This is a genomic window from Aquabacterium sp. (assembly GCF_029946005.1).
Taxonomy (GTDB): Bacteria; Pseudomonadota; Gammaproteobacteria; order Burkholderiales; family Burkholderiaceae_C; genus Aquabacterium.
Genome location: NZ_JAQSDR010000039.1, coordinates 1 through 23,428, shown reverse-complemented (window position 1 = coordinate 23,428; position 23,428 = coordinate 1). Strand labels below are relative to the sequence as shown.

Here is a 23,428-nt window from a genome sequence, read left to right as displayed (position 1 = left end):
ATATTCAAGAGAATTCACCATGCATGACAAAGTTCTGATCCTTGACTTCGGCTCTCAAGTCACCCAGCTCATCGCGCGCCGTGTTCGCGAAGCCCACGTGTACTGCGAGATCCACCCCAACGACGTGTCGGATGAATTCATCCGCAACTTTGCGCCCAAGGCCATCATCCTGTCGGGCAGCCACGCCAGCACCTACGAAGACCATCAACTGCGCGCACCACAGGCCGTGTGGGACCTGGGCGTGCCGGTGCTGGGCATCTGCTACGGCATGCAGACCATGGCCGTGCAACTGGGCGGCAAGGTGGAGTGGAGCGATCATCGCGAGTTCGGCTACGCCGAGGTGCGGGCGCTGGGCCACACCAAGTTGCTTGACGGCATCGAAGATTTCCGCACGACCGAGCAGCACGGCATGCTCAAGGTCTGGATGAGCCACGGTGACAAGGTCACGGCCTTGCCGGATGGCTTCACGCTGATGGCCTCGACGCCCAGCTGCCCGATCGCGGGCATGGCCAATGAGGCCAAACGCTACTACGCCGTGCAGTTCCACCCCGAGGTGACCCACACCGTGCAGGGCGCGGCCATGCTGACGCGCTTCGTGCGCGACATCGCTGGCTGCAAGGGCGACTGGATCATGGGTGACTACATCGCCGAAGCCGTGGCGAAAATCCGTGAGCAGGTGGGCGACGAGGAAGTCATCCTGGGCCTGAGCGGAGGCGTGGATTCCAGCGTGGCGGCAGCCCTGATCCACCGCGCCATTGGCGATCAGTTGACCTGCGTGTTCGTGGACCACGGCCTGCTTCGTTTGAACGAAGGCAAGATGGTGATGGACATGTTCGCCGGGCGTCTGCACGCCAAGGTGATCCATGTGGAGGCCGCCGATCAGTTCATGGGCCACTTGAAGGGCGTGACCGATCCCGAAGCGAAGCGCAAGATCATTGGGCGCGAGTTCGTCGAGGTCTTCCAGGCCGAGGCCAGCAAGCTCAAGGGCGAAGGCAACAAGGGCGCCAAGTGGCTGGCCCAAGGCACCATCTATCCCGACGTGGTCGAATCAGGCGGCACGGCCAGCAAGAAGGCCACCATCAAGAGCCACCACAATGTGGGCGGCTTGCCCGAGAAGTTGGGCCTGAAGCTGTTGGAGCCATTGCGCGAGTTGTTCAAAGACGAGGTGCGTGCATTGGGCGTGGCCCTGGGCCTGCCGGCCGACATGGTCTACCGCCATCCCTTCCCGGGCCCAGGCTTGGGTGTTCGCATTCTGGGTGAAGTGCGCCAAGATTTTGCCGACCTGCTGCGCCGCGCTGATCACATCTTCATTGAAGAGTTGCGGGCCACGATTGATCCGGCCACTGGCAAGAGCTGGTACGAGTTGACCAGTCAGGCCTTCACGGTGTTTCTGCCCGTCAAGAGCGTTGGCGTGATGGGTGATGGCCGTACTTATGATTACGTTGTGGCCCTGCGCGCGGTGCAGACCAGTGACTTCATGACGGCTGATTGGGCGGAGTTGCCTTACAGCCTGCTCAAGAAGGTGTCGGGACGGATCATCAATGAAGTGCGCGGGATCAACCGTGTGACTTATGACGTGTCGAGCAAGCCGCCTGCGACGATCGAGTGGGAATGAGTTTGGCTGGTTTGATGACGTCTCTTGACCTCTCACGGGTGGGATGGTCGGCTTAAGCCAAGCGCCTCAGATTGCCGCCAGACCACGTAGAACAGCCGGTCTGACGGCGATCTTTTCCACCCACCCGACCACCGAGCCAGACCGGCATCAGGCGCGTGACGCGCTGAATGCCCAGCGGCCGATGCAGAGTTCCGAAGAGATCATGAACAAGGACGTTCCAGCGACAGATGGGTTTGCTGCACGACGATGGTGCATTTTTGACCCCCTCGTTCTCGTTTGACACCGGAAGGCTTTGATCTGCCTCAAGGTTGCGCCCCAAATTGAGGCAGAGCATTGACTCCAGTTCCTATGGAGTCAGGCCATGATTTACCGCAGTTTTGCATGGGGTTGTGTGGTGTCCGCCCTGACCATTTCAGGGGCTTGGGCGACGTGGTCGGCCTTCAAGTCAAGGGACGTCGACGATGGGGTGGTCAAGGCCAACGGGCGACTTGAAGTGCAGCGAATCGAGATCGCCACCAAGTTTGCGGGGCGCGTCCTGGAGGTGCCGGTGCAAGAGGGGGATGTGGTCAAGGTCGGCGCCGTGATCGCGCAGTTGGACGTCACTGATCTGCAAGCGCAATTGGCAGGCGTGCAGGCCATGCGGCAGCGGGCATTGCAGGCCATGGCCCGCGCGCAAGGTGAAGCGCAAGTGCGGCGCATCCAGACCACGGTGGCGGAGATGGAGTTTGGCAATGCCCTGAACCTGCGCAAGGAGGTGTTGGTGTCCGACTCGGAGGTCAAGCGCCGCCAGGCTCAGCGCGACGGCGAGCGGGCTGGTGTGACCATTGCCACCGCCGCCATTGGCGAAGCGTCCGCCGCGCGTGACGAGGCCGATGCGGGCATCAAGCGACTGCGCATCGCCATTGAAGACCACACCCTTCGCGCACCCGTGGCTGGGCGCATTGAGTACCGGGTGGTGGAACCCAGCTCGGTCATCCCGGCTGGCGGGCGCGTGGCAACCTTGCTGGACACATCTCATGTGCACATGACGATTTTTCTGCCCGCCAAGGTGGCCGGGCAGTTGCGGGTGGGTGACGAGGCTCGCATCGTGCTGGATGCCGCGCCCCAGGTGACCTTGCTGGCCAAGGTGTCCTTCGTGGCCTCGGAGGCGCAGTTCACGCCCAAGCATGTGGAAACCCCGACCGAGCGAGAGAAGTTGACTTACCGCGTCAAGCTCAGCCTGTCTGAAGATGTGGCCATGGCCAACATGGGCCTGCTCAAGGCAGGGCTGACCGGCAATGGCCTGGTGCGCATGCACACCGCAGACAGTGGCTGGTGATGGACCAAGCCATCGTCATCGACCGGCTGTCTCATCGCTATGGGCCCCAGCTTGCGCTGGATGCCGTCAGCATGAGCTTGCCCACGGGCCGGACCATCGGACTGGTGGGGCCCGACGGGGTGGGCAAGTCCACCTTGTTGGGCCTGATTTCGGGCGTCAAGAAGCTGCAGTCGGGCAGTTTGCAGGTGCTGGGCGGCGACCTGCGCAACCGCCGCTTCCGGCAGATGCTGGCACCGCGCGTGGCCTTCATGGCGCAGGGTCTGGGCCGCAACCTGTACCGGTCCCTGTCGGTGTACGACAACATCGACTTTGCCGCCCGCCTGTTCGGGGTGCCCGCAGCAGAACGCGGTTCACGCATCCACGCCCTGATGGAGGCCACGGGGCTGGGACCCTTCCCGAATCGCCCGGCGGGAAAACTGTCCGGGGGCATGAAACAGAAGGTGTCCTTGTGCTGCGCACTGGTCCACAACCCCGACCTGCTGGTGCTCGATGAACCCACCACGGGCGTGGACCCCCTGTCGCGCCGCCAGTTTTGGGCGCTGGTCCAAGGACTGCGCACTTTGCGCCCGCACATGACCGTGCTGGTGGCCACGGCCTACATGGAGGAGGCCGAACGTTTTGAGCACCTGGTCGCCATGGACGAGGGCCGCGTGCTGGTGTGCGCACCCACCATCGAGGTGCTGGAGCAGACTCGGTCCAGCACCCTGGAAGAAGCCTATGTGAAGCTCTCGAAGAAGGGCGACGCTGCGCCACTGGTGATTCCACCGTTGCCCGCACACGATGGACCGCCTGCCATGGAGGCACTGGGTTTGACCCGCCGATTCGGTGACTTCGTGGCCGCCCGCGACGTCAGCTTTTGCATTCCGCGCGGCGAAATCTTTGGCTTCCTAGGCTCCAACGGCTGTGGCAAGACCACGACCATGAAGATGCTGACGGGCCTGCTGGACATCACCGAGGGCTCGGCCAAGTTGCTGGGCGAGAAGGTCGATGCGGGTGACCTGAGAACACGGCTGCACATTGGCTACATGTCGCAATTGTTCTCACTGTATGAAGAGCTGTCCGTGCGTCAGAACCTGGCGCTGCATGCCCGGCTCTACCGCATGGACCAGGCGGTGGCGCTCCAGGCCATCGAGGAATCCCTGGACACCTTTGAGTTGCGCGAGCATGCCGAGGTGCTGCCTTCGCGGCTGTCGTTGGGCATTCGCCAGCGCCTGCAACTGGCGGCGGCGTGCCTGCACAAGCCGGAGGTTCTGATCCTGGATGAGCCGACCTCGGGCGTGGACCCGGCTGCCCGCGACATGTTCTGGCGCCACATGATCCGCATGTCGCGGCAAGAGGGGGTCACGCTGTTCGTGTCCACCCACTTCATGAACGAGGCGCAGCGCTGTGACCGCATCTCGCTGATGCACCATGGGCGCGTGCTGGCGGTCGGGGCACCCAACGAGCTGTGTGAACGCCAAGGCTGTGAAACGCTGGAACAGGCGTTCATCGACTACCTGGAGGCCGACAGCGAAGCCGAACACATGGCCATCATCAAGGCCGAAGATGAGCCCGCCCCGTCGGCGCCTTTGCTCGTCGCCCTGGACAAGACCTCGCCAGCCTGGCGCGCTTGGCTCGTTCGCATGTGGGCCTATGCCCGGCGCGAGGCCACGGAGTTGCGGCACGACACCATCCGCCTGGCCTTTGCCTTGATCGGTCCACTGATCGTGCTGTGCGCAGGCACCTGGGGCATGAGCTTCGACGTGGACAGCATCCGTTTTTCGGTGCTGGACCGAGACCAGACCACGGACAGTCGGCGCCTGATCGAGCACTTCGAAGGCTCATCCTTCTTCGCGGCCCAGCCACCGTTGAACGACCCCAGCGAGATTGAGAGTGAGTTGCGAGCCTCTCGTTCCTGGCTGGTCATCGACATACCGCCCGGCTTTGGCCGTGACCTGATTGGCGGCCGACAACCCGAGGTGGGCTACTTTGTGGACGGCGCGACCCTGGTGCGGGCGGCCGCCATCGCCAATGGCGCCCGCGCTGTCTCGATGGAGCATGCCCTGGCGTTTGCGAGGTCCGTACCGGGCGTGGAGCTGGGGCAGTTGCCCGTGCAGATCGCGCCCCGCATGACCTACAACCAAGGCTTTCTGAGCAAGTACGCCTTTGCGCCCAGCATGCTGATGCTGGCCCTCACATTGATCCCGTCGATGCTCACGGCCCTTGGCGTGGTGCGCGAAAAAGAGATGGGCACCATCGTCAACCTGTACACGTCGCCCGGGGCCATTGGGGAGTTCCTTGTCGGCAAGCAGTTGCCCTATGTGGCCTTGACCATGCTCAGCTATTCGCTCTTGCTGCCGGTGTTGGTGTGGGTGCTGGGCATCCCCATCACGGGCAGTGTGTTGGCCCTGACGCTGGGGGCCCTGGCCTATGCCTTTGCCGTCACCGCACTGGGCCTGTTGATATCGGCCTTTGTGCAAACGCAGGTGGCGGCGCAGTTCCTCACGGCCATTCTGTGCGTGATCCTGACGACCAACTTCGCGGGCCTGCTGTCGCCCGTGGCCACGCTGTCTGGCGGCAACTATTGGATTGGCGTGGGCTTTCCGGCCTCATGGTTCCAAAGCGTGAGCTTGGGGGTGATGACCAAGGGCTGGGGACTGCAGTGGGCGCAACTGGGGCCCGCGTGCCTGGCCATGATGGGCTTCGCGGCAGCCTACCTGTTGCTCGCGCGGCTCTTTGTCAGCAAGCAGGAGGTTTGATCATGATCTGGCTGAGCAATGTGCTGCACCTGAGTCTGAAAGAGTTGCGTTGTGCATTGCGCGATCGGACCATGATGGGGGCCATCCTGGTCTCCTTCACGGTGGCGGTCTATGTGGTAGCGATGGGCGCCAAGAGCGACGTCAGCAATGTGTCGATCGGCTTGGTCGATTCGGACCGTTCTGGCCTGTCAATGCGCCTTCGCGATGCGCTTCGGCCGCCTATGTTCAATCCGCCCGTTGAAATGACCCCGCAAGCCGCGCAAGTGGCCATGGATGAGGGGCGGATGATGTTCGTCATCACCATCCCGGAACATTTCGAGGCCGATGTTCAGGGGCAAAGATCACCCGTGGTGCAGGTGGCGGTCGACGCCACGGCCATGGCCCAGGGTGGGCTAGGCCTGGCCTACATCAGTGAAATCATCTTGACCGAGACGATGGACTTCTTGCGAGTCAAGAACTTCGATTCGATGTTGCCGACCCGCTCCCTCGTGCATGTGCTGTTCAACCCCAACAGCACGACCAGCTGGTTCACCTCGATCATGCAGGTCATCAACAACGTCACCGTGCTGTCGGTGGTGCTGGTGGGGGCAGCCGTGATCCGCGAGCGTGAGCGCGGCACCATCGAGCACCTGCTGGTCATGCCGGTTCGCCCCAGTGAAATTGCCGTGGCCAAGATCGTGGCCAATGGCTTGCTCATCCTGGTGGCCGTGGGCCTGTCCATGGTCCTGGTCGTGCAGGGCGTGTTGCGCGTGCCGGTGAGTGGGTCCTTGACCCTGTTCCTGGTTGGCACGGGCTTGTATTTGTTTTCACTGACGGCACTGGGGGTTTTGCTGGCCACCGTGGCCTCGTCCATGCCTCAGTTCGGGCTGTTGGCCGTGCCCGTGTTCGTGATCATGTACCTGCTGTCGGGTTCGGGCACGCCCAGCGAAAGCATGCCCCCTTGGTTGCAAAACGTCATGCTGCTGTCGCCCTCGACCCATTACGTTCGCTTGGCCCAAGGCATTTTGTACCGGGCGGCCGGGCTCGACATCGTCTGGCCGCAGATGCTGGCCGTGGCTGGCATCGGCGCGGCGTTTTTGCTCATGGCCCTGTTGCGCTTTCGGGCGATGCTGGCTCGCCAAGGTTGATCGGTTCGCCCCACCAAGAGGAGACTGTCGTGATTGCTCTAGTGCCTGAGTTTCATAAACGCTGCCTGGTCAGCGCGCTGGTCGTGTCGCTGTTGCCTGCGTGCACCTCTGTGCGGGTGGCCGTCCCGGCCATGCAGGAGGCTTTGCCGACCCAGATGGACGCTGCCACCGCCCGACCCGCAGGCTCGGCCATGCCTGATTTGTCCAGATGGTGGGCTGGGCTGGAAGACCCGGTGCTCAGCGGCTACATCGAAGAAGGGCTCAAGAACAACCTGGATGTGCGGGTGGCGTTGGCCCGCATCAAGGAGGCCCGCGCTTACCTGAGAGTGGCCGAGTCGGCCTACTATCCCACCGTGGCGGCCGTGGCGGGGGCCTCGCGCGGTCGCCAGGAAACTCCTTCCCCGGTGCAAGGCCAGTTGAACCTGCCGTTTCCCCTGCCTCCGCTGGACATGCCGCCCACCAAAACGCAGGGCAACACCCACGCCTTCGGCTTGGACGCCGTGTGGGAGATCGACATCTTCGGTGCACGCCACAGCGATGCCGACATGGTGGGTGAGCTGGTCATGGGGGCCCACGAGCAAAAGCATGGCGCCCAGCTGATGGTGGCGTCCGACATTGCGACCAACTATTTTGAGGCGCGGGGGGCCGAGCGCCGACTGGGGCTGTTGTACCAAGGCGTGACCGTGGCTCAGCGACTGCACCTGTACGCCTCGGGGCGCTTCAATGCGGGGCAAACCACGGCCTCTGAGGTAGACCGAGCGGCCCTGCAACTTGATTTCACCGAGTCGCAAATTGAACCATTGAAGGCCAAGCTGCAAAGCCATGTGCGCCGCATTGCCGTGTTGATGGGGCATGTGCCCGAGTCATTGAAGGTTTTGCCGCTTCAGCCCGTCAGCAGCCACCTCCCCACCGAGTTGCCCGAGGTATTGCCCAGCGACGTCCTGGAGCGTCGGCCTGATGTGCGTGGCGCAGCGCGCAAGGTGCGCTCGCAGGCGGCCAAACTGGGATCCGCCAAGGCCGAGTTGTTTCCCAAGTTCTACCTGGGGTTTGGCGTGCTGTCCGGGCGCATCCATCCAGACCACATCGAGGGGCGCAATTTCAGCATCCAGTCCATGGGCATTGGCATGAGGTTGCCTCTGCTCGAAGGGGGGCGCATTCGCGCCAACATTGCAGCCAACGAAGCTCAGCTGGAGGGCGTGGCGGTGCAGTACGAACAAACCGTGCTGGCGGCCTTGGAAGACGTCGAGAACGCGTACACCGCGAAGAAGTCCTTCGATGTCCGCTTCGAGAAACTCGGCAACTCGGCCAGGCTGGCGCGCAAAGTGGCCGAGCACAAACATGCCCTGTTCGTGAATGGTCAGGAGTTGCTGCAGGCCGCGCTGGAGGCCGAGGCCACGGCCTTGCAACGAGAGGACGAGACCATCCAGGTCAATGTGTCGCAGGCGCTTTACACAGTCCTGCTTTACAAGGCGCTGGGGGGCGGGTGGTCGGCTGATTTCAGCCCAGCCGCACCGCCTCGCCTTCCCGATTGAAGGGGATCAAGGTGCCCAGTTGCCCGCCCTTGATGGCGTCCACCATCCGTTGCAGCTGAGGCTGCGCCTCGGCGCTGGTGGGGGGCACCTGGCCTTTGCCGGACATGCCTGCCACGAACACGATGGCCCAGTCCTGAACCATTTGCTCCGCCTCTTGCGTCAACTGGGCGAAGCTGCCCAGCTCATCGGGGGTCTTGTCCACACACGCCAGGGGTGTCAACTCGCCGCCGTGGCCAGCTTCGAAAGCGGCGCGTTGCTCAGGGGTGCAGCCCTCGGGCAGGCCCGCACCGGCAAACACCAACAGCAGCCGCTGGGCATCGGGTTGTTGGCGGGCTGCCTGCAGCAGTTGATTGAAGGTGGTGATGCTCATGTCAGGATGATGGTCAAGGTGATGGGTCAGTGTAGTGTGATGCGCTTCCCTCAAGGGGCCATCTTGCGCTTGAGCGCGCGGGCAATGGGCGGGGGCAAATGGGCCAGTGACTGCAGCAACTGCGGCAGGATCCGGAGCTTGAGACCGTCCAAGGTGGGGGGCACGATGGCGTCGATGAGGTGCGGCCCGGGTGTGCACAACGCGTGCTCGAGCGCCGCCAGGAACTCCTCGGTGCTCGTGGCTCGCTTGGATGGCACACCCATGCTTTCGCCCAGCAGCACGAAGTCCAGCGGAGGAGTTCTCAGGTCCAGCTGTGCGCGAGCCCTGTCGCCTGCACCGCTCGCACCCACGCGCTGAAGTTCCACATTGAGGATGGAATAGGACCGGTTGTTGAAGATGATGTTGACGACATCCAGCTTCTCGCGTGCCATGGTCCACAAAGCCTGGATGGTGTACATCGCGGAGCCATCACCCGCCAAGGCAATGACCTTGCGGTCTGGGCAGGCAATGGCCGCGCCCACTGCATTGGGCAGGCCTTGCCCAATGGCTCCGCCCGTGAGCGTGACGACGTCATGGCTTGGGGCGCCCGCGGTGTACATGGGCAGCATGATTCCCGAGGTCTGAGCTTCGTCAACGATGATGGCTCTTTCGGGCATCAGCTCGCCGATGGCCTTGCACACTTTGTCGGCGGTGAACTTGCCGCGCGGACGACCCGGGCGTTTTGGCGCTTGCAGCGCCGGGGCCGTTTGCCCAGCCCCCACGGCCATGGAAAGCTTGCGCAGACTGGCGGTCACATCCTGGGTGAATGATGCCAAGGTGTGCAGTTGGCACCCTTCGGGCACCAGGTAGCTCTTCTTGCCGGGATAGGCAAAAAATGACACCGGCGCCTTGGCATCCACCAGGACCAGGTGGCTCAGACCGGCCAGCTGAACGCCAGCCAGCTCAGCCAGGTAGGCAATGCGTTCTACCGGCGGCAGGCCTGCGCCACGCTCGATGCGGGTGGGGAACACTTCTGCGAAAAGTTTGGCACCGGTCTTGGCTGCGATGGCCGCCACCGCCATGAGTGCTGGGGTGCGGAGCGCGCGCCCACCCAGCAAAATGGCCTTTTTGCCTTCGCCATCCAATGCCTGGGCAATGGCCGCGATGGCGGCATCGTCGGCTGCGGCAGGCTCTTTGAAGGTGGGTGTTTCGGCAGGTACGCCCCCCTCGCTCCATGACACGTCGGCGGGGAGAATCAGCGTGGCGACCTGTCCTGGCGGGCCCATGCAGGCACCAATGGCTTCCACGGCGTCATGGCACAGAGCCGCCGTTGACTGTGAGGTGCGCACCCATGAGGAAACATTGCGCGCCACGGTCTCGATGTCAGACTGCAGTTGTGCGTCGTAGGGCACGTGGTGCGTGGCGTGGTCCCCCACGATGTTCAGAATGGGCACCTTGCCCTTGCGCGCGTTGTGCAAGTTGGCCAAGCCATTGCCCAGGCCGCAACCCAGGTGCAACAGTGTGGCAGCTGGCTTGTCGGCCATGCGGCCATAGCCATCGGCCGCACCGGTGGCCACGCCTTCGAACAGGGTCAGCACGGCGCGCATCTCGGGCACCGTGTCGAGGGCGGCCACAAAGTGCATCTCGGACGTGCCCGGGTTGGTGAAGCAGGTGGTGATACCGGCATCCACCAGGGTGCGAATCAATGCGTTGGCGCCATTGGGCATGAAAGTCTCAGCTTGGTTTTAGTGAAAGAGTGAGGCCTGACCGGTCAAAGGTCACGGCCCTTGATGATCGAGCGGGCCGCTGCCCGAGCGGTGAGAATACAGCCGGGCAGGAAGGTGCCTTCAAGGGATCGCTTGCCGCTGGCGCCACCGCCGCCAAAGCCTGCCGCCTCGCCCACGCAGTACAGGCCCTGCATGGGCTGGCCGTTGCCGTCTTGCACGCGGCTTTGCAAATCAGTCTGCAAGCCGCCCAAACTTTTGCGCGTGATGAGTTGGGTCTGGATGGCCAGGAACGGGCCGGAACCCTTGGCCTGCAACGCTGCGGGCTTGCAAGTGCGCCATCGGTCGGGGCCCCAATGGCGCGCGTGTTCAATGCGGCGCAGTTGCTCGTCGTTGTGAAGTTTGTCGCCCAACAGAAAGTTGGCATCAAAGGCGTCTGCGGTTTGCTGCAACACTTCGGCGCTCACATCCTGGGTGCCTGCGAGTGCGTTCATTTTCGCGGCAAGGCCACCCAGGGTGTCGTCCACCAGAAAATGTTGACTTTCTGACACCATCTGATGCACGAGGCGGTGGTTGCCCATCAGCGTTTCCTTCAAGAACATCACTGGCTGGCAGTCGCGAATGCGCTGGTTGTGCTCAGCACCCGAGAGCGCCAACTCCTTGATGGCGATTCGCCAGTTCAGCAGGTGCCATGCATAGGGTTTTTCTAGCGCTGCAACCCTCTGACACATGGCGTGGGTGTCAAAACCAGCGACCAGTGGGTCAGGCCCGATACGCCTTCCGGTGTGGTCCAACCAAAGGGCCGATTTCATGGGAATGATCGACAAACCATGGCCATCGAAATGGGGCTTGGGGTGAGGGACCCCGGCCGAGTAGTTCCACATCTCGCCCGCACGGGTGATTTGTCCTCCCAGTTCGGCCACCAAGTGGTGAAGCTTTCCGTTGGCATGCGGGTGCGCGCCGTTGAGCATGGTGGTGGGGAGGGGGCGGCCCTTGATCCAGTTGGCCCGGGCCTCTTCAAGGCTGCCGTTGATCCCGCCCATGGCCAGCACCACCACGTCCGCGGCCAGATCGACAGGCCGACCGCTCTCGTGGTTGATCGCCAAGACGCCGGACACCGCGCCATTCGTGGTCTCCAGCTTCTGCACTTCATGCTGGTGGAGCACGGTCAGGCGACCCGCGGTCTTGGCCCGGTGCATCAATTCAATCATGCGTCGCGTCAGCAGCTGCGAGGTCCCCCAGATCACGTGGTAGCGGGGCAGCGAGTTGCCGTCGCCCCGCAAGCCGCGCTCAACCCAGTTCACGGCTGGCATGAATTTCAGACCTTTTTCGATCAGCCAGTCGTAGACCTCGGCGCGGGAGTGCTGCACGTAATGGCGGGCCCATTGCAGCGGCCGCACATCGTGCTCGCTCAGCTCGCCAAAGCGGATCCAGTCGCGCAGCGCGATCTCGGGAGAGTCTTTGAGCCTCATGAAGCGTTGCACAGGCGTGTCGATCAGCGTCATGCCGCCAAAGGCCCACAAAGCGAGCCCCCCCAAACGCTCGGGCGTGTCGCGGTCCACCAGCGTCACGCTTTTGCCGCCAAGCAGACACTCGATGGCCGTCACGATGCCAGCGAGGCCACCACCTGCGATCAGCACGTCGGATTTGAATTTTTGTTGCATGAGTTGTGATGTCTATCAGGGGCGGCTCAGCGCAGGGCCAGGTCCATGCCGGTGTCCCTCAGCCGTTGCCACAGCGCGGCGCTGGGCGGCAGCCAGGATGCGGCCAGGGCGGCGTGGCTGACATGCGCCGGTCGAAACTGCTGCACCACCCAGCGCGGGATTCCGAGTCGCACCAGCGTTGAAGCCAACGTGAGCAATTGCTCGTCGTCGTGGAGCTGAGGGTGGTAGGTGGTGCGAACCTCCAGTCCCAGGCCTTGATGTTGGACCGCCTGCAGCACCGCGTGCAGACTGCGCTGCGCAGGCAGGCCGCTGCGGGGCATGGCCGTGATGCCCTCGTAGTCGGCGAAATTGGCCTTGATGTCAAAGCCCACCCAGTCGATGAGGGGCAGCACCTGCTCCAACCTGTCGGGGTAGATGCCCGCCGTGTGCAGCCCGACCTTGAAGCCCAGCGAGCGCACGGCCTCGATGGCCTCCGGCAGGGCTGGGTCGAGGGTGGGTTCGCCCCCGCTGAACACGACCCCGTCCAGCAGGCCTTGGCGGCGTTGCAATGTGGCCAGGGCCAGAGGCCAGCCTTCGGGCTGGCCCCCGCCGCGCGGTTGCAGGTCGACGTTGTGGCAATAGTGGCATCGCCATGGGCAGCCTTGCACAAACACCACGGCGGCCAGTTGGCCTGGCCAGTCCGTCGTGCTCAGTGGGGTGAAACCGCCGACCTCCAGCACCTCAGGCCTTTTCTAGTACGAAGGCCGCCGCTTGCCGGGCGGGTTCGCGGAAGTAGACACGCTCGGCAAACTCGCCTTTCTTGCCTGTGTTGAAGGACGACACCGGCCGGTGGTAGCCCATCACGCGGGTCCAGATCTCACAGCGCTGACGCTCGTGCTCGGCCAGAACAGGGTGGGTCGACGTCGCCAAAATGCTCTTCATGGGGTGATCCTTTCGGGTTGAGTGCGCTTGTGCGCGAGGGCTGCGTCGTCGCAGTGGGGGCAGAACTCGTGTTCACCGGCGATGTAGCCATGCACGGGGCAGATCGAGAACGTGGGCGTGATGGTGATGTAGGGCAGGCGAAAGCGGGTGAGCGCGCGGCGCACCAGTTCCTTGCAAGCCTGGGCCGATGACACCCGCTCACCCAGGTACAAGTGCAGCACCGTGCCGCCGGTGTACTTGGCCTGCAGGGCCTCTTGCCGCTCCAGCGCCTCAAAGGGGTCGTCGCAATGACCCACGGGCAGCTGCGACGAGTTGGTGTAATAGGGCATGTCCTTGGGCCCCGCCTGCAGGATGTCGGCAAAACGCTTGAGGTCTTCCTTGGCGAAACGGTAGGTGGTGCCTTCGGCTGGGGTGGCCTCCAGGTTGTAGAGGTGGCCGGTCTCTTCCTGGATGTCGACGATGCGGGCGCGGATGTGGTCGAGAAAGCGCAGGGCGAAGGCCTCACCCCAGGGGGTGGTGATGTCATCCACATCGCCCGTGAAGTTTCGAATCATCTCGTTGATGCCGTTCACCCCCAAGGTCGAGAAGTGGTTGCGCAGCGTGCCCAGGTAGCGCTTGGTGTAGGGGAACAGGCCCCCATCCATGTGCTGCTGGATCACTTTGCGCTTGATCTCCAGGCTGCTCTTGCCCAGCTCGATCAACTCATCGGTGCGGGCCAGCAAGGCGGCCTCGTTGCCCTGGTAGAGGTAGCCCAGCCGCGCGCAGTTCAGGGTGACCACGCCCAGCGAGCCGGTTTGCTCTGCCGACCCGAACAGGCCATTGCCGCGCTTGAGCAGTTCGCGCAGGTCGAGCTGCAAGCGGCAACACATCGATCGAACCATGTTGGGATGCAGGTCCGAGTTCAGGAAGTTCTGAAAGTAAGGCAGGCCGTACTTGGCCGTCATCTCGAACAGCAACTCGGTGTTGGGGTGGTCCCAGCCGAAGTCCTTGGTGATGTTGTAGGTGGGGATGGGAAACGTGAAGGCCCGGCCTTTGGCATCGCCACACATCATCACGTCGATGTAGGCGCGGTTGATCATGTCCATTTCGACTTGCAAGTCGCCGTAGGCAAAGGGCGTCTCTCGGCCGGCAATGATGGGCACCTGCTCGCGCAGGTCCTCGGGGCAGGTCCAGTCGAAGGTCAGGTTGGTGAACGGTGTCTGGGTGCCCCAGCGCGAGGGCACGTTGAGGTTGTAGACCAACTCCTGAATGCACTGGCGCACCTGCTCGTAGTTCAGCGAGTCCTGGCGGATGTAGGGTGCCAGGTAGGTGTCGAAGGAGCTGAAGGCCTGGGCTCCGGCCCATTCATTTTGCAGCGTACCCAGAAAGTTGACGATCTGCCCAACGGCACTGGACAAATGCTTGGGCGGCCCCGCCTCGACCTTGCCGGGCACGCCGTTGAGGCCTTCGTGCAACAACGTGCGCAAGGACCAGCCCGCGCAATAGCCCGACAGCATGTCCAGATCATGGATGTGGATGTCGGCCTCGCGGTGGGCATCACCGATCTCGGGCGGGTAGACATGCCCGAGCCAATAGTTGGCAATGACCTTGCCCGACACGTTGAGGATCAACCCACCCAGCGAATAGCCCTGATTCGCGTTGGCGTTGACGCGCCAGTCCTGCTGCGACAGGTACTCGTTGACGGACCGTTCCACGTCGACCGCACAGGCCTTGTCGCGCCGCAGCGTGTGGCGCTGTTCGCGGTAGACGATGAACGCGCGGGCGGTGTCGAAGTGGCCGGCCTCGTGCAGCGTGCGCTCGATCTGGTCCTGAATCTGCTCCACGGTGGGCACACGGCGTTGGAGTTTGTCGCTCACCAGCGCGGCCAGGGCCTGGGCGCGCTCGGGGCTGAATTCGGCGGTGGCGGTGCCCGCTCGTTCAATGGCGCGAACGATCTTGTCCAAGTTGAAGCTGGCGGTGGTGCCATTGCGCTTGATGACCGCGACGGCGCAGGTCGGCGAGGCGATGGGGGGAGTGGCTGCCATGGGGTCTCCTACTAGATGTAGTGTTTAAGACGCGCATAAACACTATATGTAGTGTTTGTTGGCAGGTTAGACCCATGCTTGATCTTCGTCAAGCCATCGCCATTGGCGCGCCGATATCTTGTGGGCATGAACAATCTCAATGATCCAAGTGGCGTCATGGCATCTCTGATGGCTTTGCTGCGCACGAGCGGGCTTGCGCCCTTGACCTTGCGTGGAAGGGCCATGCTGCCCATCGTGCAAGGCGGCATGGGCGTGGGCATCTCGGCGCATCGCCTGGCAGGCAGCGTGGCCGCGCTCAATGCGGTGGGCACCATCTCGTCGGTGGACCTGCGTCGCCATCATCCGGACCTGATGGACAGAACGCGTGACCTGCCCGCTGGTGCCCCGGCCACGCAGGCTGCAAAAGAGGCCATCAACGAGGCCAACCTGGAAGCGCTGGAGCGCGAGATCCGCGCCGCGCGCGAGTTGTCTGGCGGGCGCGGTTTGCTGGCCATCAACGTGATGCGCGCCGTGAGCGAATATGGACCGTCGGTCACGCGGGCACTGCAAAGCGGCATTGATGCGGTCGTGGTGGGCGCAGGCTTGCCGCTGGACCTGCCCGATCTGGCCAAGGACCACCCCGATGCCTTGCTGGTGCCCATCTTGTCTGACGCGCGAGGCGTGCAGCTGCTGGTGCGCAAATGGGAGCGCAAGAAGCGTCTGCCCGATGCCATCGTGATCGAACATCCCCGCCTGGCCGGTGGTCACCTTGGAGCGGCCAAGATCGCCGATCTGAATGATCCTCGGTTTGATTTCGAGAACGCCATCCCGGCCTCGTTGGCGTTCTTGCGCTCGGCTGGGCTTGAGAAGGAGATTCCCTTGATCGCGGCCGGGGGCATTCGCCAGTTTGAGGACATCGCCAGAGTTCAGGCGCTGGGCGCTGCTGCGGTTCAACTCGGCACGCCTTTCGCGGTGACGCTGGAGGGCGATGCGCACGCCGAGTTCAAGCGGGTGCTGGCCGAGGCGCGCGACGAAGACATGGTGGAATTCACCAGCGTGGCGGGCCTGCCCGCTCGTGCCGTGGCCACGCCTTGGTTGCGAAACTACCTCAAAGCCGAACCCAGGTTGCAAAGCGTGGCCCATGTCAAGCCTCGGTGCACCATGGCCTTTGATTGCCTGGCCCAGTGCGGATTGCGAGACGGCCTGCAAGGCTGGGGCCAGTTTTGCATCGACAAGCAATTGGCCTCGGCGCTCAACGGCGATGTGAAAAAAGGCCTGTTCTTTCGGGGCGTCGGGCCCTTGCCATTCGGCGATCAGATCCGCAGCGTGCGTGATTTGATGGCCCACCTGTTGACGCCCTGGCCTCAACCAGCATAGGGACTAGTCCTTCCGGTCGATAGGCAAGCGGGCGACGGGCCTCTACAGTTTCGGGAACATGCCCAAAGGCCGTCACCATGACCCGCTTGATCGACTCCTACCGGCGCAGCATTGACTACTTGCGCGTGTCTGTCACAGACCGCTGCGATTTGCGCTGCACGTATTGCCTGCCCAAAGGCTTCAAGGGCTTCGAAGAGCCCGCGCATTGGCTGCGCCATGAAGAGATGGCCCGGCTGGTGGGCTTGTTCGTGACCTTGGGCGTGAGCAAGGTCAGGCTGACGGGCGGCGAGCCTTTGCTGCGCCGCGGTGTGACGGACCTGGCACGGCAGCTGGCCAGCTTGCCGGGCTTGCAGGACCTGTCTGTGTCGAGCAATGGCACACAGTTGGCGCGGCACGCGGCGGGCCTGCGTGAAGCTGGTGTGAGCCGCCTCAACATCAGCCTGGACTCGCTGGATGCGGATTGCTTTGCGCGCATCACCGGCCGGGACTGCCTGGAAGATGTACTGGCAGGGCTGCGCGAGGCCCGCGCGGTGGGCTTTCGCCCCATCAAGCTCAACATGGTGGTGCAGGCCGATGTGAACCTCGACGAGGTGAACCGGATGGTGGCCTTCGCCATTGAGCAGGGCTTCATCTTGCGCTTGATTGAGCCCATGCCGGTGGGTGACACTGGCCGAGCATCGCAGGGTGCGGACCTGAGCCGACTGGGTGAAACGCTGGCGAGTCAGTTTCAATTGGTGCCTCAGGTTTTGGGGCAGGGCGCTGGGCCGGCGCGCTATTGGTGCTCGCCGGACGGCGGCATGAGTCTGGGGGTGATCACGCCCATGTCGCAGCACTTTTGCGCCAGTTGCAACCGGGTCAGGCTGGGGGTGGATGGCACCCTGTACCTGTGCCTGGGCCAGAACGATCAGATGCCGCTGGGCCGCATGATGCGCGCCGGTGCCAGCGACCAGGAGTTGGTGGCCGCGATCCATGAGGGCATCGCGGCCAAGCCTGAACGGCATGAGTTCAATGAACGCCCGGAGCAGATTGTTCGCTTCATGTCGCAGACCGGGGGCTAGAAAAAGGCACCGGAGTTCTGAACGCGGGCATATTCCCTTGGTCTACGTTTTGAAAGACCGCGTTTTGACGCGGATCAAGAAACTGCCTCATGCAGAGGGGGTCTCGGCATCACAATGCACGGCACCCATCCGGGTGCGCACCTGAGACAGCAAGGATGGCCGTGCCGACAGTTGACCGTCAAGAACTGGATGCCAATGCCGGTCCCGGGGGGGGCGGCGTCAGCATTGGCTTGGCGTCCAAGTTGCTGGCCATTGGCGGGGCCTTCCTGGTATTGGCGCTCGCGTCCATCGGTTTGACCTTGTGGGTGACCTGGCAGTTGGAAGGCGGTGCCGCTGCCGTGAACGAGGCCGGACGCATGCGCATGCGAAGCTACCAGTTGGCCTTGATTCTCCAGTTGGCGCCCGGGGATGGCGCCCCCGCGCTGCCAGACATCGAACGTCGCCTGCGCGATTTTGACGCCAGCATTGAACTGCTGCGCACCGGAGATCCGGGCCGCCCGCTCGCCGTGCCCTGGGATGCCGACACCCGAGGGCGGTTTCAGGGCGTGAGCGCTGAGTGGGGCGTGTTGCGCCAGCAGGCCCTGGACATCGGCCACGGTGCGGCGGCCTCCGTCGCGTTGCGTGTCCAAGTGGACGATTTCGTCGGGAAGATCGACGCGTTTGTGACCGCCATCGAGCGCCATCTCTCCCAATGGACGACGCTGCTGCGCACCTTTCAGCAAGCCATGATGGCCCTGGCGGTGATGAGCGCGCTGACCATGCTGTACGCTGGCCACGTCGTGATTCTGGAGCCGGTGGCCCGCTTGCAGCGGGCCTTGCGCCGCGTTGAGCAGGGAGACTTTTCAGCACGTGTTCAGGTGAACACCCGTGACGAACTCGGCGTGCTGGCCGCTGGCTTCAACAGCATGGCTCAAAACCTGGAGGCGCTTTACGGCCAGTTGGAGTCCAAGGTGCGCGAGAAAACGGCCGGCCTGGAGGTCAAGCAGGCAAGGCTCAGCGCCCTGTACGAGGTGGCGGCCTTCGTGGCCGGGGCCGAAACCCTGGAGGTGCTCGCACAAGGCTTTGCCCGGCAGATTCGGCGCATCGCTGGTGCCGACGCGGTCGCGATTCGATGGTCGGACGAAGCCAATGCCCGCTATGTGCTGCTGGCCAGTGATTGCTTGCCCGAAGTCATGGCCCGCGAAGAGCGGTGCGTGTTGACGGGCAGTTGCCTGTGCGGTGCCAAGGTCGAGGCGGGGATGACTCCAAAGATCAAGGTCATTCCCATCCAAGTGTCTCTGCGCAATCAGGCGTTACATGCCGAGGGTCAAGCCGTCAGGGACCATTGCGATCGGGCGGGCTACACCACCTTGGTGACTGTGCCACTGGGCATGCACGCCAGGGTGCTGGGCGAGATCGAGTTGTTCTTCCGGGGCGAACCTCATTTTTCAGAAGAGGAGCGTGGCTTGTTCGAGGTGCTGGCCAACCATCTGGCCGGGGCCATGGAAAGCTTGCGTGCCTCGGCCATGAGCCGCGAGTCGGCCGTGGCTGGTGAGCGTCAATTGTTGGCCCAGGAGCTGCATGACTCCATTGCCCAGTCCTTGGCGTTCTTGAAGATCCAGATGCAATTGTTGCGCGATGCCATGTCGCGGGGCGACGAGTCGGCAGTCCAGACCAGCATGAGTGAGCTGGACGCCGGGGTGCTTGAAAGCTACAGCGATGTGCGTGAATTGCTGCTGCATTTTCGCGTTCGCACGAATGAGGAAAACATGGAACCTGCCTTGCGTGAGACGCTGACAAAGTTCGAGCATCAATCGGGACTGCTCAGCCACCTGACCATGGACGCACAGGGCCTGCCCTTGCCTGCGGATGTGCAGATCCAGGTGCTGCACATCGTGCAAGAGGCCCTGTCGAACGTGCGCAAGCATTCGCGGGCCAGCCAGGCGTGGGTCGAGGTGCAAACGCAGCCCGTGTGGTGTGTGACCGTGCGCGACGACGGTCGTGGCTTCGACACCCAGTCCGGTCCCCCCAATGACACCCATGTGGGGCTGCGCATCATGAACGAACGCGCCAAGCGCGTGGGCGCCACGCTGCGTTTCGAATCCAATGAGGAGGGCACGCTCGTTGAGTTGCGCCTGCCGAATCTGACTGCCGAACCCACCCAGATCGAGGCCACATGAAAGACACTGCGGCAGTACGCCTGCTCGTGGTCGATGACCACAATCTGTTCCGTCGCGGGCTGATCGCCTTGTTGTCGCGCGACACGCGCCTGCTGGTCGTGGCGGAGGCCCGTGACGCTGGAGAGGCGCTCAAGCTCGCACAGGCGCATGCACCGGACGTCATCTTGCTGGACAACCACCTGCCCGGCGTGCATGGCGTCGACGCGCTGCCGCAATTGTGTGCGGTGGCGCCCCAGGCCCGCATCATCATGTTGACGGTCAGCGAGGACGCCGATGACCTGGCGCAGGCCTTGACCCGCGGTGCAGCGGGCTACCTGCTCAAAACCATAGAAGGCGACGATCTGGCCTCGGCCATCTTGCAGGTGCGGGACGGAGCATCGGTGGTGTCACCCGAGATGACCGGCAAACTGGTCGCTGCTTATCGCCAGGCGCTGGTGAATTCGGCAGAGAGCACTGTCGCCACTGAGCAGGACGACACTGAGGAAACCGTTGCTGAGGCCCGGCCGTCATCCGACACGGCCATCGGCCTGGCTCGCCTGTCGCCGCGCGAGCGTGACATCCTGCGCGAAATCGCAAGGGGGGCGAGCAACAAGGGCATCGCCCGCACGCTGCACATTGCCGAGACCACGGTCAAGATTCACGTGCAGCACATCTTTCGCAAACTCAATTTGACCTCTCGGGTGCAGGCGGCGATCTTCGCTGTCACTGATCCAGATCAAGCTTGAGCGACGACTACTCCTTTTGAACGATAGGCTTTGACCGACGGGAGGATGTTCAGCAGAGGATGAACTCTTGACACTGCGTGGCATTGGAAAGGAGTTCTCCCATGTCTACGCAAGGAAAAGCCCTGTCAGTTTTGGGCGTCAGCACACTGGCCTTCACCGTGTGCTTCATGGTGTGGATGATGTTTGGCGTGATCGGCATTCCGATCAAGAAGACCCTGGGTCTCAACGCCACCGAGTTTGGCCTGCTGATGGCGACGCCGGTCTTGACCGGCTCGTTGGTCCGCGTGCCACTGGGCGTCTGGACCGACCGGTATGGCGGCAGGATCGTGCTGTTCATCACCATGCTGCTGTGCGTGGTGCCCATCTACCTGATGACCTACGCCACGCAGTATTGGCACTTTCTGGCGCTGGGCCTGTTCGTCGGCCTGGCCGGGGGCTCGTTCTCGGTGGGCACGCCTTATGTGGCCCGCTGGTTCCCCAAGCATCAGCAAGGCTTTGCCATGGGTGTCTTCGGCGCTGGCAATTCGGGGGCGGCCGTCAACAAGTTCGTGGCGCCCGCGCTGATGGTCGCGTTTGGCTGGGCGGTGGTGCCTCAGGTCTATGCGGCGATCATGCTGGGTGCGGCCCTGGTGTTCTGGTTTGGCAGCTATTCCGATCCGGCTCACCTGGTGCCCTCCAAGGCCAGCTTCAGTGAGCAATTCAGGGCGCTGAAGGACCCCCGCGTGCTGCGGTATTGCCAGTACTACAGCATTGTCTTCGGCGGCTATGTGGGGCTGAGCCTGTGGATGGTTCAGTACTACGTGGGCGAGTATGGCCTGGACATCCGCGTGGCTGCCTTGCTGGCCGCTTGCTTCTCGCTGCCGGGCGGGGTGTTGCGCGCCATCGGCGGCTACCTGTCCGACAAGCACGGGGCCCACAAGGTGACTTGGTGGGTGCTGTGGGCCAGCTGGATCTGCCTGTTCCTGTTGAGCTACCCGCAGACCGATTTCACCATCAACACGGTCGATGGCGTCAAGAGCTTTCATCTGGGCTTGAACGTCTACACCTTCACTGCGTTGATGTTCACGCTGGGCATCGCGTTCGCCTTCGGCAAGGCCAGCGTCTTCAAGTACATCAGTGATGACTACCCCACCAACATCGGTGCCATCTCCGGCATCGTGGGGCTGGCCGGTGGCCTGGGTGGGTTCGTGCTGCCCATCATCTTTGGTGCCTTGCTGGACCTGACCGGCGTTCGCTCCAGCGCCTTCATGTTTCTCTATGGCGTGGTTTGGGTCTCGCTGATCTGGATGTACCGCACGGAAGTGCGCACCCGCGACGTGCTGGGTGGAGAGCCCTCTCGGGCCCTTGTGGACGCTCGTTCCTGAAATCCCTTTAAAGGACACCATCATGTCAACAACGCCAACCTCGGCAAGGCAGGCCCACACGGGCCGCACCTTGACCGTCTGGACCCCGGAAGACAAGGCCTTCTGGGCTTCGCAAGGGCAGGCCATTGCCAAGCTCAACCTGTGGATCTCCGTGCCCGCGCTGTTCCTGGCGTTTGCCGTATGGCAGATGTGGAGCGTGGTGGCGGTCAACTTGCCGACACTGGGCTTCAAGTACACGACCAACCAGCTGTTCTGGCTGGCGGCTGCTCCTGCGCTGTCGGGCGCCACGCTGCGGATCTTCTACTCCTTCATGGTGCCGCTGGTGGGCGGTCGCCGCTGGACGGCGATTTCCACCGCGACGCTGCTGATCCCCACGCTGGGCATTGGCGTGGCCGTGCAGGACCCCACGACGCCTTACCCGACGATGCTGATCCTGGCACTGCTGTGCGGGCTGGGCGGGGGCAACTTCAGCTCCAGCATGGCGAACATCAGCTTCTTCTTCCCGAAAGAGCGCAAGGGCTCGGCCCTGGGGGTCAATGCCGGCCTGGGCAACCTGGGGGTGTCGGTGGTTCAGTTCCTCAGCCCCATCATCATCTCGGTGGGTCTGTTCGGTGTGCTGGGCGGTGAGTCGCAACACATCGTCAACAAGGCAGGCAACCCGGCGGAGGTCTGGGCGCAGAACGCGGCCTTCGTGTGGGTCCCCTGGATCATCGTGGCGGCCTTGGTGGCATGGTTCTTCATGAACGACATCGCCGATGCCCAGGCGTCGTTTGCAGCGCAAGCGGCCATCTTCCGCAACAAGCACAACTGGCTGATGTGCCTGCTGTACCTGGGCACGTTCGGCTCCTTCATTGGCTATGCGGCGGGCTTTCCACTGCTGATCAAGTCGCAGTTCAAAGACGTGAACCCGCTGGCCTATGCCTGGGTGGGGCCGCTGGTCGGCGCGCTGGTTCGGCCCTTTGGTGGATGGCTGGCGGACAAGCTGGGCGGTGCCAAGGTCACGCTGTGGAACTTCGTCGTGATGGCGGTGGCCGTGGTCGGGGTGCTGTACTTCTTGCCCAAGGGCGCGCACAGCGCCTTTGCGATGCCCTGGGGCCCTCAAGCGGGCAATTTCACGGGCTTTTTCCTGATGTTCCTGGTGCTGTTCCTCACCACCGGCATTGGCAACGGATCGACCTTTCGCATGATCCCCGTGATTTTTTTGAACCAGAAGACACGCCAAGTGTCCCGCAATGATGAGGCGGCCATGGCCCGCGCCATGAAAGAGGCGAACACCGAAGCGGCCGCGGTTCTGGGCTTCACCGCGGCGGTGGCGGCCTATGGCGGCTTCTTCATCCCCAAGAGCTACGGCACCTCGATCGAGGCCACGGGCGGCCCCGAGCTTGCCTTGATGACCTTCATCGCCTTTTACCTGCTGTGCATTGTGACCACCTGGTGGTTCTATGCCCGCGAACACGCCGAGCAGCCCTGCTGATCAGGCCACGGAGCAATCACATGAGTCATTTTCTGGACCGACTGACCTTCTTCGCGCAGCCCAAAGAGGGCTTCGCGCAAGGACACGGCGTGACCACGGGCGAAGACCGCACCTGGGAAGACGCCTACCGCAACCGCTGGCAGCACGACAAAATCGTGCGCTCCACCCATGGCGTGAACTGCACGGGCTCTTGCTCGTGGAAGGTCTACGTCAAAGGCGGCATCGTCACCTGGGAAACCCAGCAGACCGACTACCCGCGCACGCGTCCCGACCTGCCCAA

At 63.2% G+C, this 23,428-nt stretch carries 18 protein-coding genes; 12 read left to right on the top strand and 6 right to left on the bottom strand.

The window, feature by feature from the left end; all coding sequences use genetic code 11:
• The first annotated feature begins 19 nt into the window (after positions 1-19).
• From guaA to PSV38_RS18990, 5 genes are all read left to right on the top strand, one after another.
• Positions 20-1,615, top strand: a complete 1,596-nt coding sequence (gene guaA / locus PSV38_RS19010; protein ID WP_300550303.1) for a glutamine-hydrolyzing GMP synthase — start codon at positions 20-22, stop codon at positions 1,613-1,615.
• Between the two features lie 361 nt (positions 1,616-1,976).
• The gene (locus tag PSV38_RS19005) at positions 1,977-2,933 is read left to right on the top strand and encodes an HlyD family efflux transporter periplasmic adaptor subunit (RefSeq protein WP_300550301.1); all 957 of its coding nucleotides are present in this window, start codon (positions 1,977-1,979) and stop codon (positions 2,931-2,933) included.
• Positions 2,933-5,671, top strand: coding sequence for a ribosome-associated ATPase/putative transporter RbbA (gene rbbA / locus PSV38_RS19000; protein ID WP_300550299.1), 2,739 nt, complete (start codon positions 2,933-2,935; stop codon positions 5,669-5,671). The genes PSV38_RS19005 and rbbA overlap by 1 nt, the downstream gene beginning before the upstream one ends.
• A gap of 2 nt (positions 5,672-5,673) precedes the next feature.
• On the top strand, positions 5,674-6,798 hold the full coding sequence (locus PSV38_RS18995) for an ABC transporter permease (protein WP_300550298.1): 1,125 nt from the start codon (positions 5,674-5,676) through the stop codon (positions 6,796-6,798).
• Positions 6,799-6,827: 29 nt separating this feature from the next.
• Positions 6,828-8,330, top strand: a complete 1,503-nt coding sequence (locus tag PSV38_RS18990; protein ID WP_300550296.1) for a TolC family protein — start codon at positions 6,828-6,830, stop codon at positions 8,328-8,330.
• On the opposite strand, the gene PSV38_RS18985 is transcribed toward PSV38_RS18990, so the two are convergent.
• From PSV38_RS18985 to PSV38_RS18960, 6 genes are read right to left on the bottom strand one after another with little or no spacing between them, the layout of a single operon-like run.
• Positions 8,296-8,700, bottom strand: a complete 405-nt coding sequence (locus tag PSV38_RS18985) for a ribonucleotide reductase subunit alpha (protein ID WP_300550294.1) — start codon at positions 8,698-8,700, stop codon at positions 8,296-8,298. The genes PSV38_RS18990 and PSV38_RS18985 overlap by 35 nt on opposite strands.
• A 50-nt stretch (positions 8,701-8,750) precedes the next feature.
• Positions 8,751-10,406: an acetolactate synthase large subunit gene (locus tag PSV38_RS18980; RefSeq protein ID WP_300550292.1), complete on the bottom strand. Its 1,656-nt coding sequence runs from the start codon at positions 10,404-10,406 to the stop codon at positions 8,751-8,753.
• A gap of 44 nt (positions 10,407-10,450) precedes the next feature.
• The gene (locus PSV38_RS18975) at positions 10,451-12,067 is read right to left on the bottom strand and encodes an FAD-binding protein (protein WP_300550290.1); all 1,617 of its coding nucleotides are present in this window, start codon (positions 12,065-12,067) and stop codon (positions 10,451-10,453) included.
• 26 nt (positions 12,068-12,093) lie between these two features.
• Positions 12,094-12,786, bottom strand: a complete 693-nt coding sequence (locus PSV38_RS18970; protein ID WP_300550288.1) for an anaerobic ribonucleoside-triphosphate reductase activating protein — start codon at positions 12,784-12,786, stop codon at positions 12,094-12,096.
• 1 nt (position 12,787) lies between these two features.
• Entirely contained in the window at positions 12,788-12,988 is a 201-nt protein-coding gene (gene nrdD, locus PSV38_RS18965) for an anaerobic ribonucleoside-triphosphate reductase (protein ID WP_300550286.1), read from the bottom strand.
• A complete protein-coding gene (locus PSV38_RS18960; protein ID WP_300550284.1) occupies positions 12,985-15,012 on the bottom strand; it encodes a ribonucleoside triphosphate reductase in 2,028 nt (675 codons plus the stop codon). The genes nrdD and PSV38_RS18960 overlap by 4 nt, the downstream gene beginning before the upstream one ends.
• Before the next feature lie 156 nt (positions 15,013-15,168).
• Here PSV38_RS18960 and PSV38_RS18955 point away from each other — a divergent pair, with 156 nt between their 5' ends.
• From PSV38_RS18955 to PSV38_RS18925, 7 genes are all read left to right on the top strand, one after another.
• Positions 15,169-16,368, top strand: a complete 1,200-nt coding sequence (locus tag PSV38_RS18955; RefSeq protein ID WP_300550283.1) for a nitronate monooxygenase family protein — start codon at positions 15,169-15,171, stop codon at positions 16,366-16,368.
• A gap of 77 nt (positions 16,369-16,445) precedes the next feature.
• Positions 16,446-17,426, top strand: a complete 981-nt coding sequence (gene moaA / locus PSV38_RS18950) for a GTP 3',8-cyclase MoaA (protein WP_300550281.1) — start codon at positions 16,446-16,448, stop codon at positions 17,424-17,426.
• Positions 17,427-17,587: 161 nt separating this feature from the next.
• Entirely contained in the window at positions 17,588-19,585 is a 1,998-nt protein-coding gene (locus PSV38_RS18945) for a type IV pili methyl-accepting chemotaxis transducer N-terminal domain-containing protein (protein ID WP_300550280.1), read from the top strand.
• Positions 19,582-20,310 (top strand): response regulator, encoded by a 729-nt coding sequence (locus tag PSV38_RS18940; protein WP_300550278.1) that lies wholly within the window; start codon positions 19,582-19,584, stop codon positions 20,308-20,310. The genes PSV38_RS18945 and PSV38_RS18940 overlap by 4 nt, the downstream gene beginning before the upstream one ends.
• A 101-nt stretch (positions 20,311-20,411) precedes the next feature.
• Positions 20,412-21,674, top strand: coding sequence for a nitrate/nitrite transporter (locus tag PSV38_RS18935; RefSeq protein ID WP_300550276.1), 1,263 nt, complete (start codon positions 20,412-20,414; stop codon positions 21,672-21,674).
• Between the two features lie 22 nt (positions 21,675-21,696).
• Entirely contained in the window at positions 21,697-23,148 is a 1,452-nt protein-coding gene (locus tag PSV38_RS18930) for a NarK family nitrate/nitrite MFS transporter (protein ID WP_300550274.1), read from the top strand.
• A 20-nt stretch (positions 23,149-23,168) separates the two neighbouring features.
• Positions 23,169-23,428 (top strand): hypothetical protein (locus PSV38_RS18925; RefSeq protein WP_300550272.1); only part of this gene is annotated, 260 nt, incomplete at its 3' end.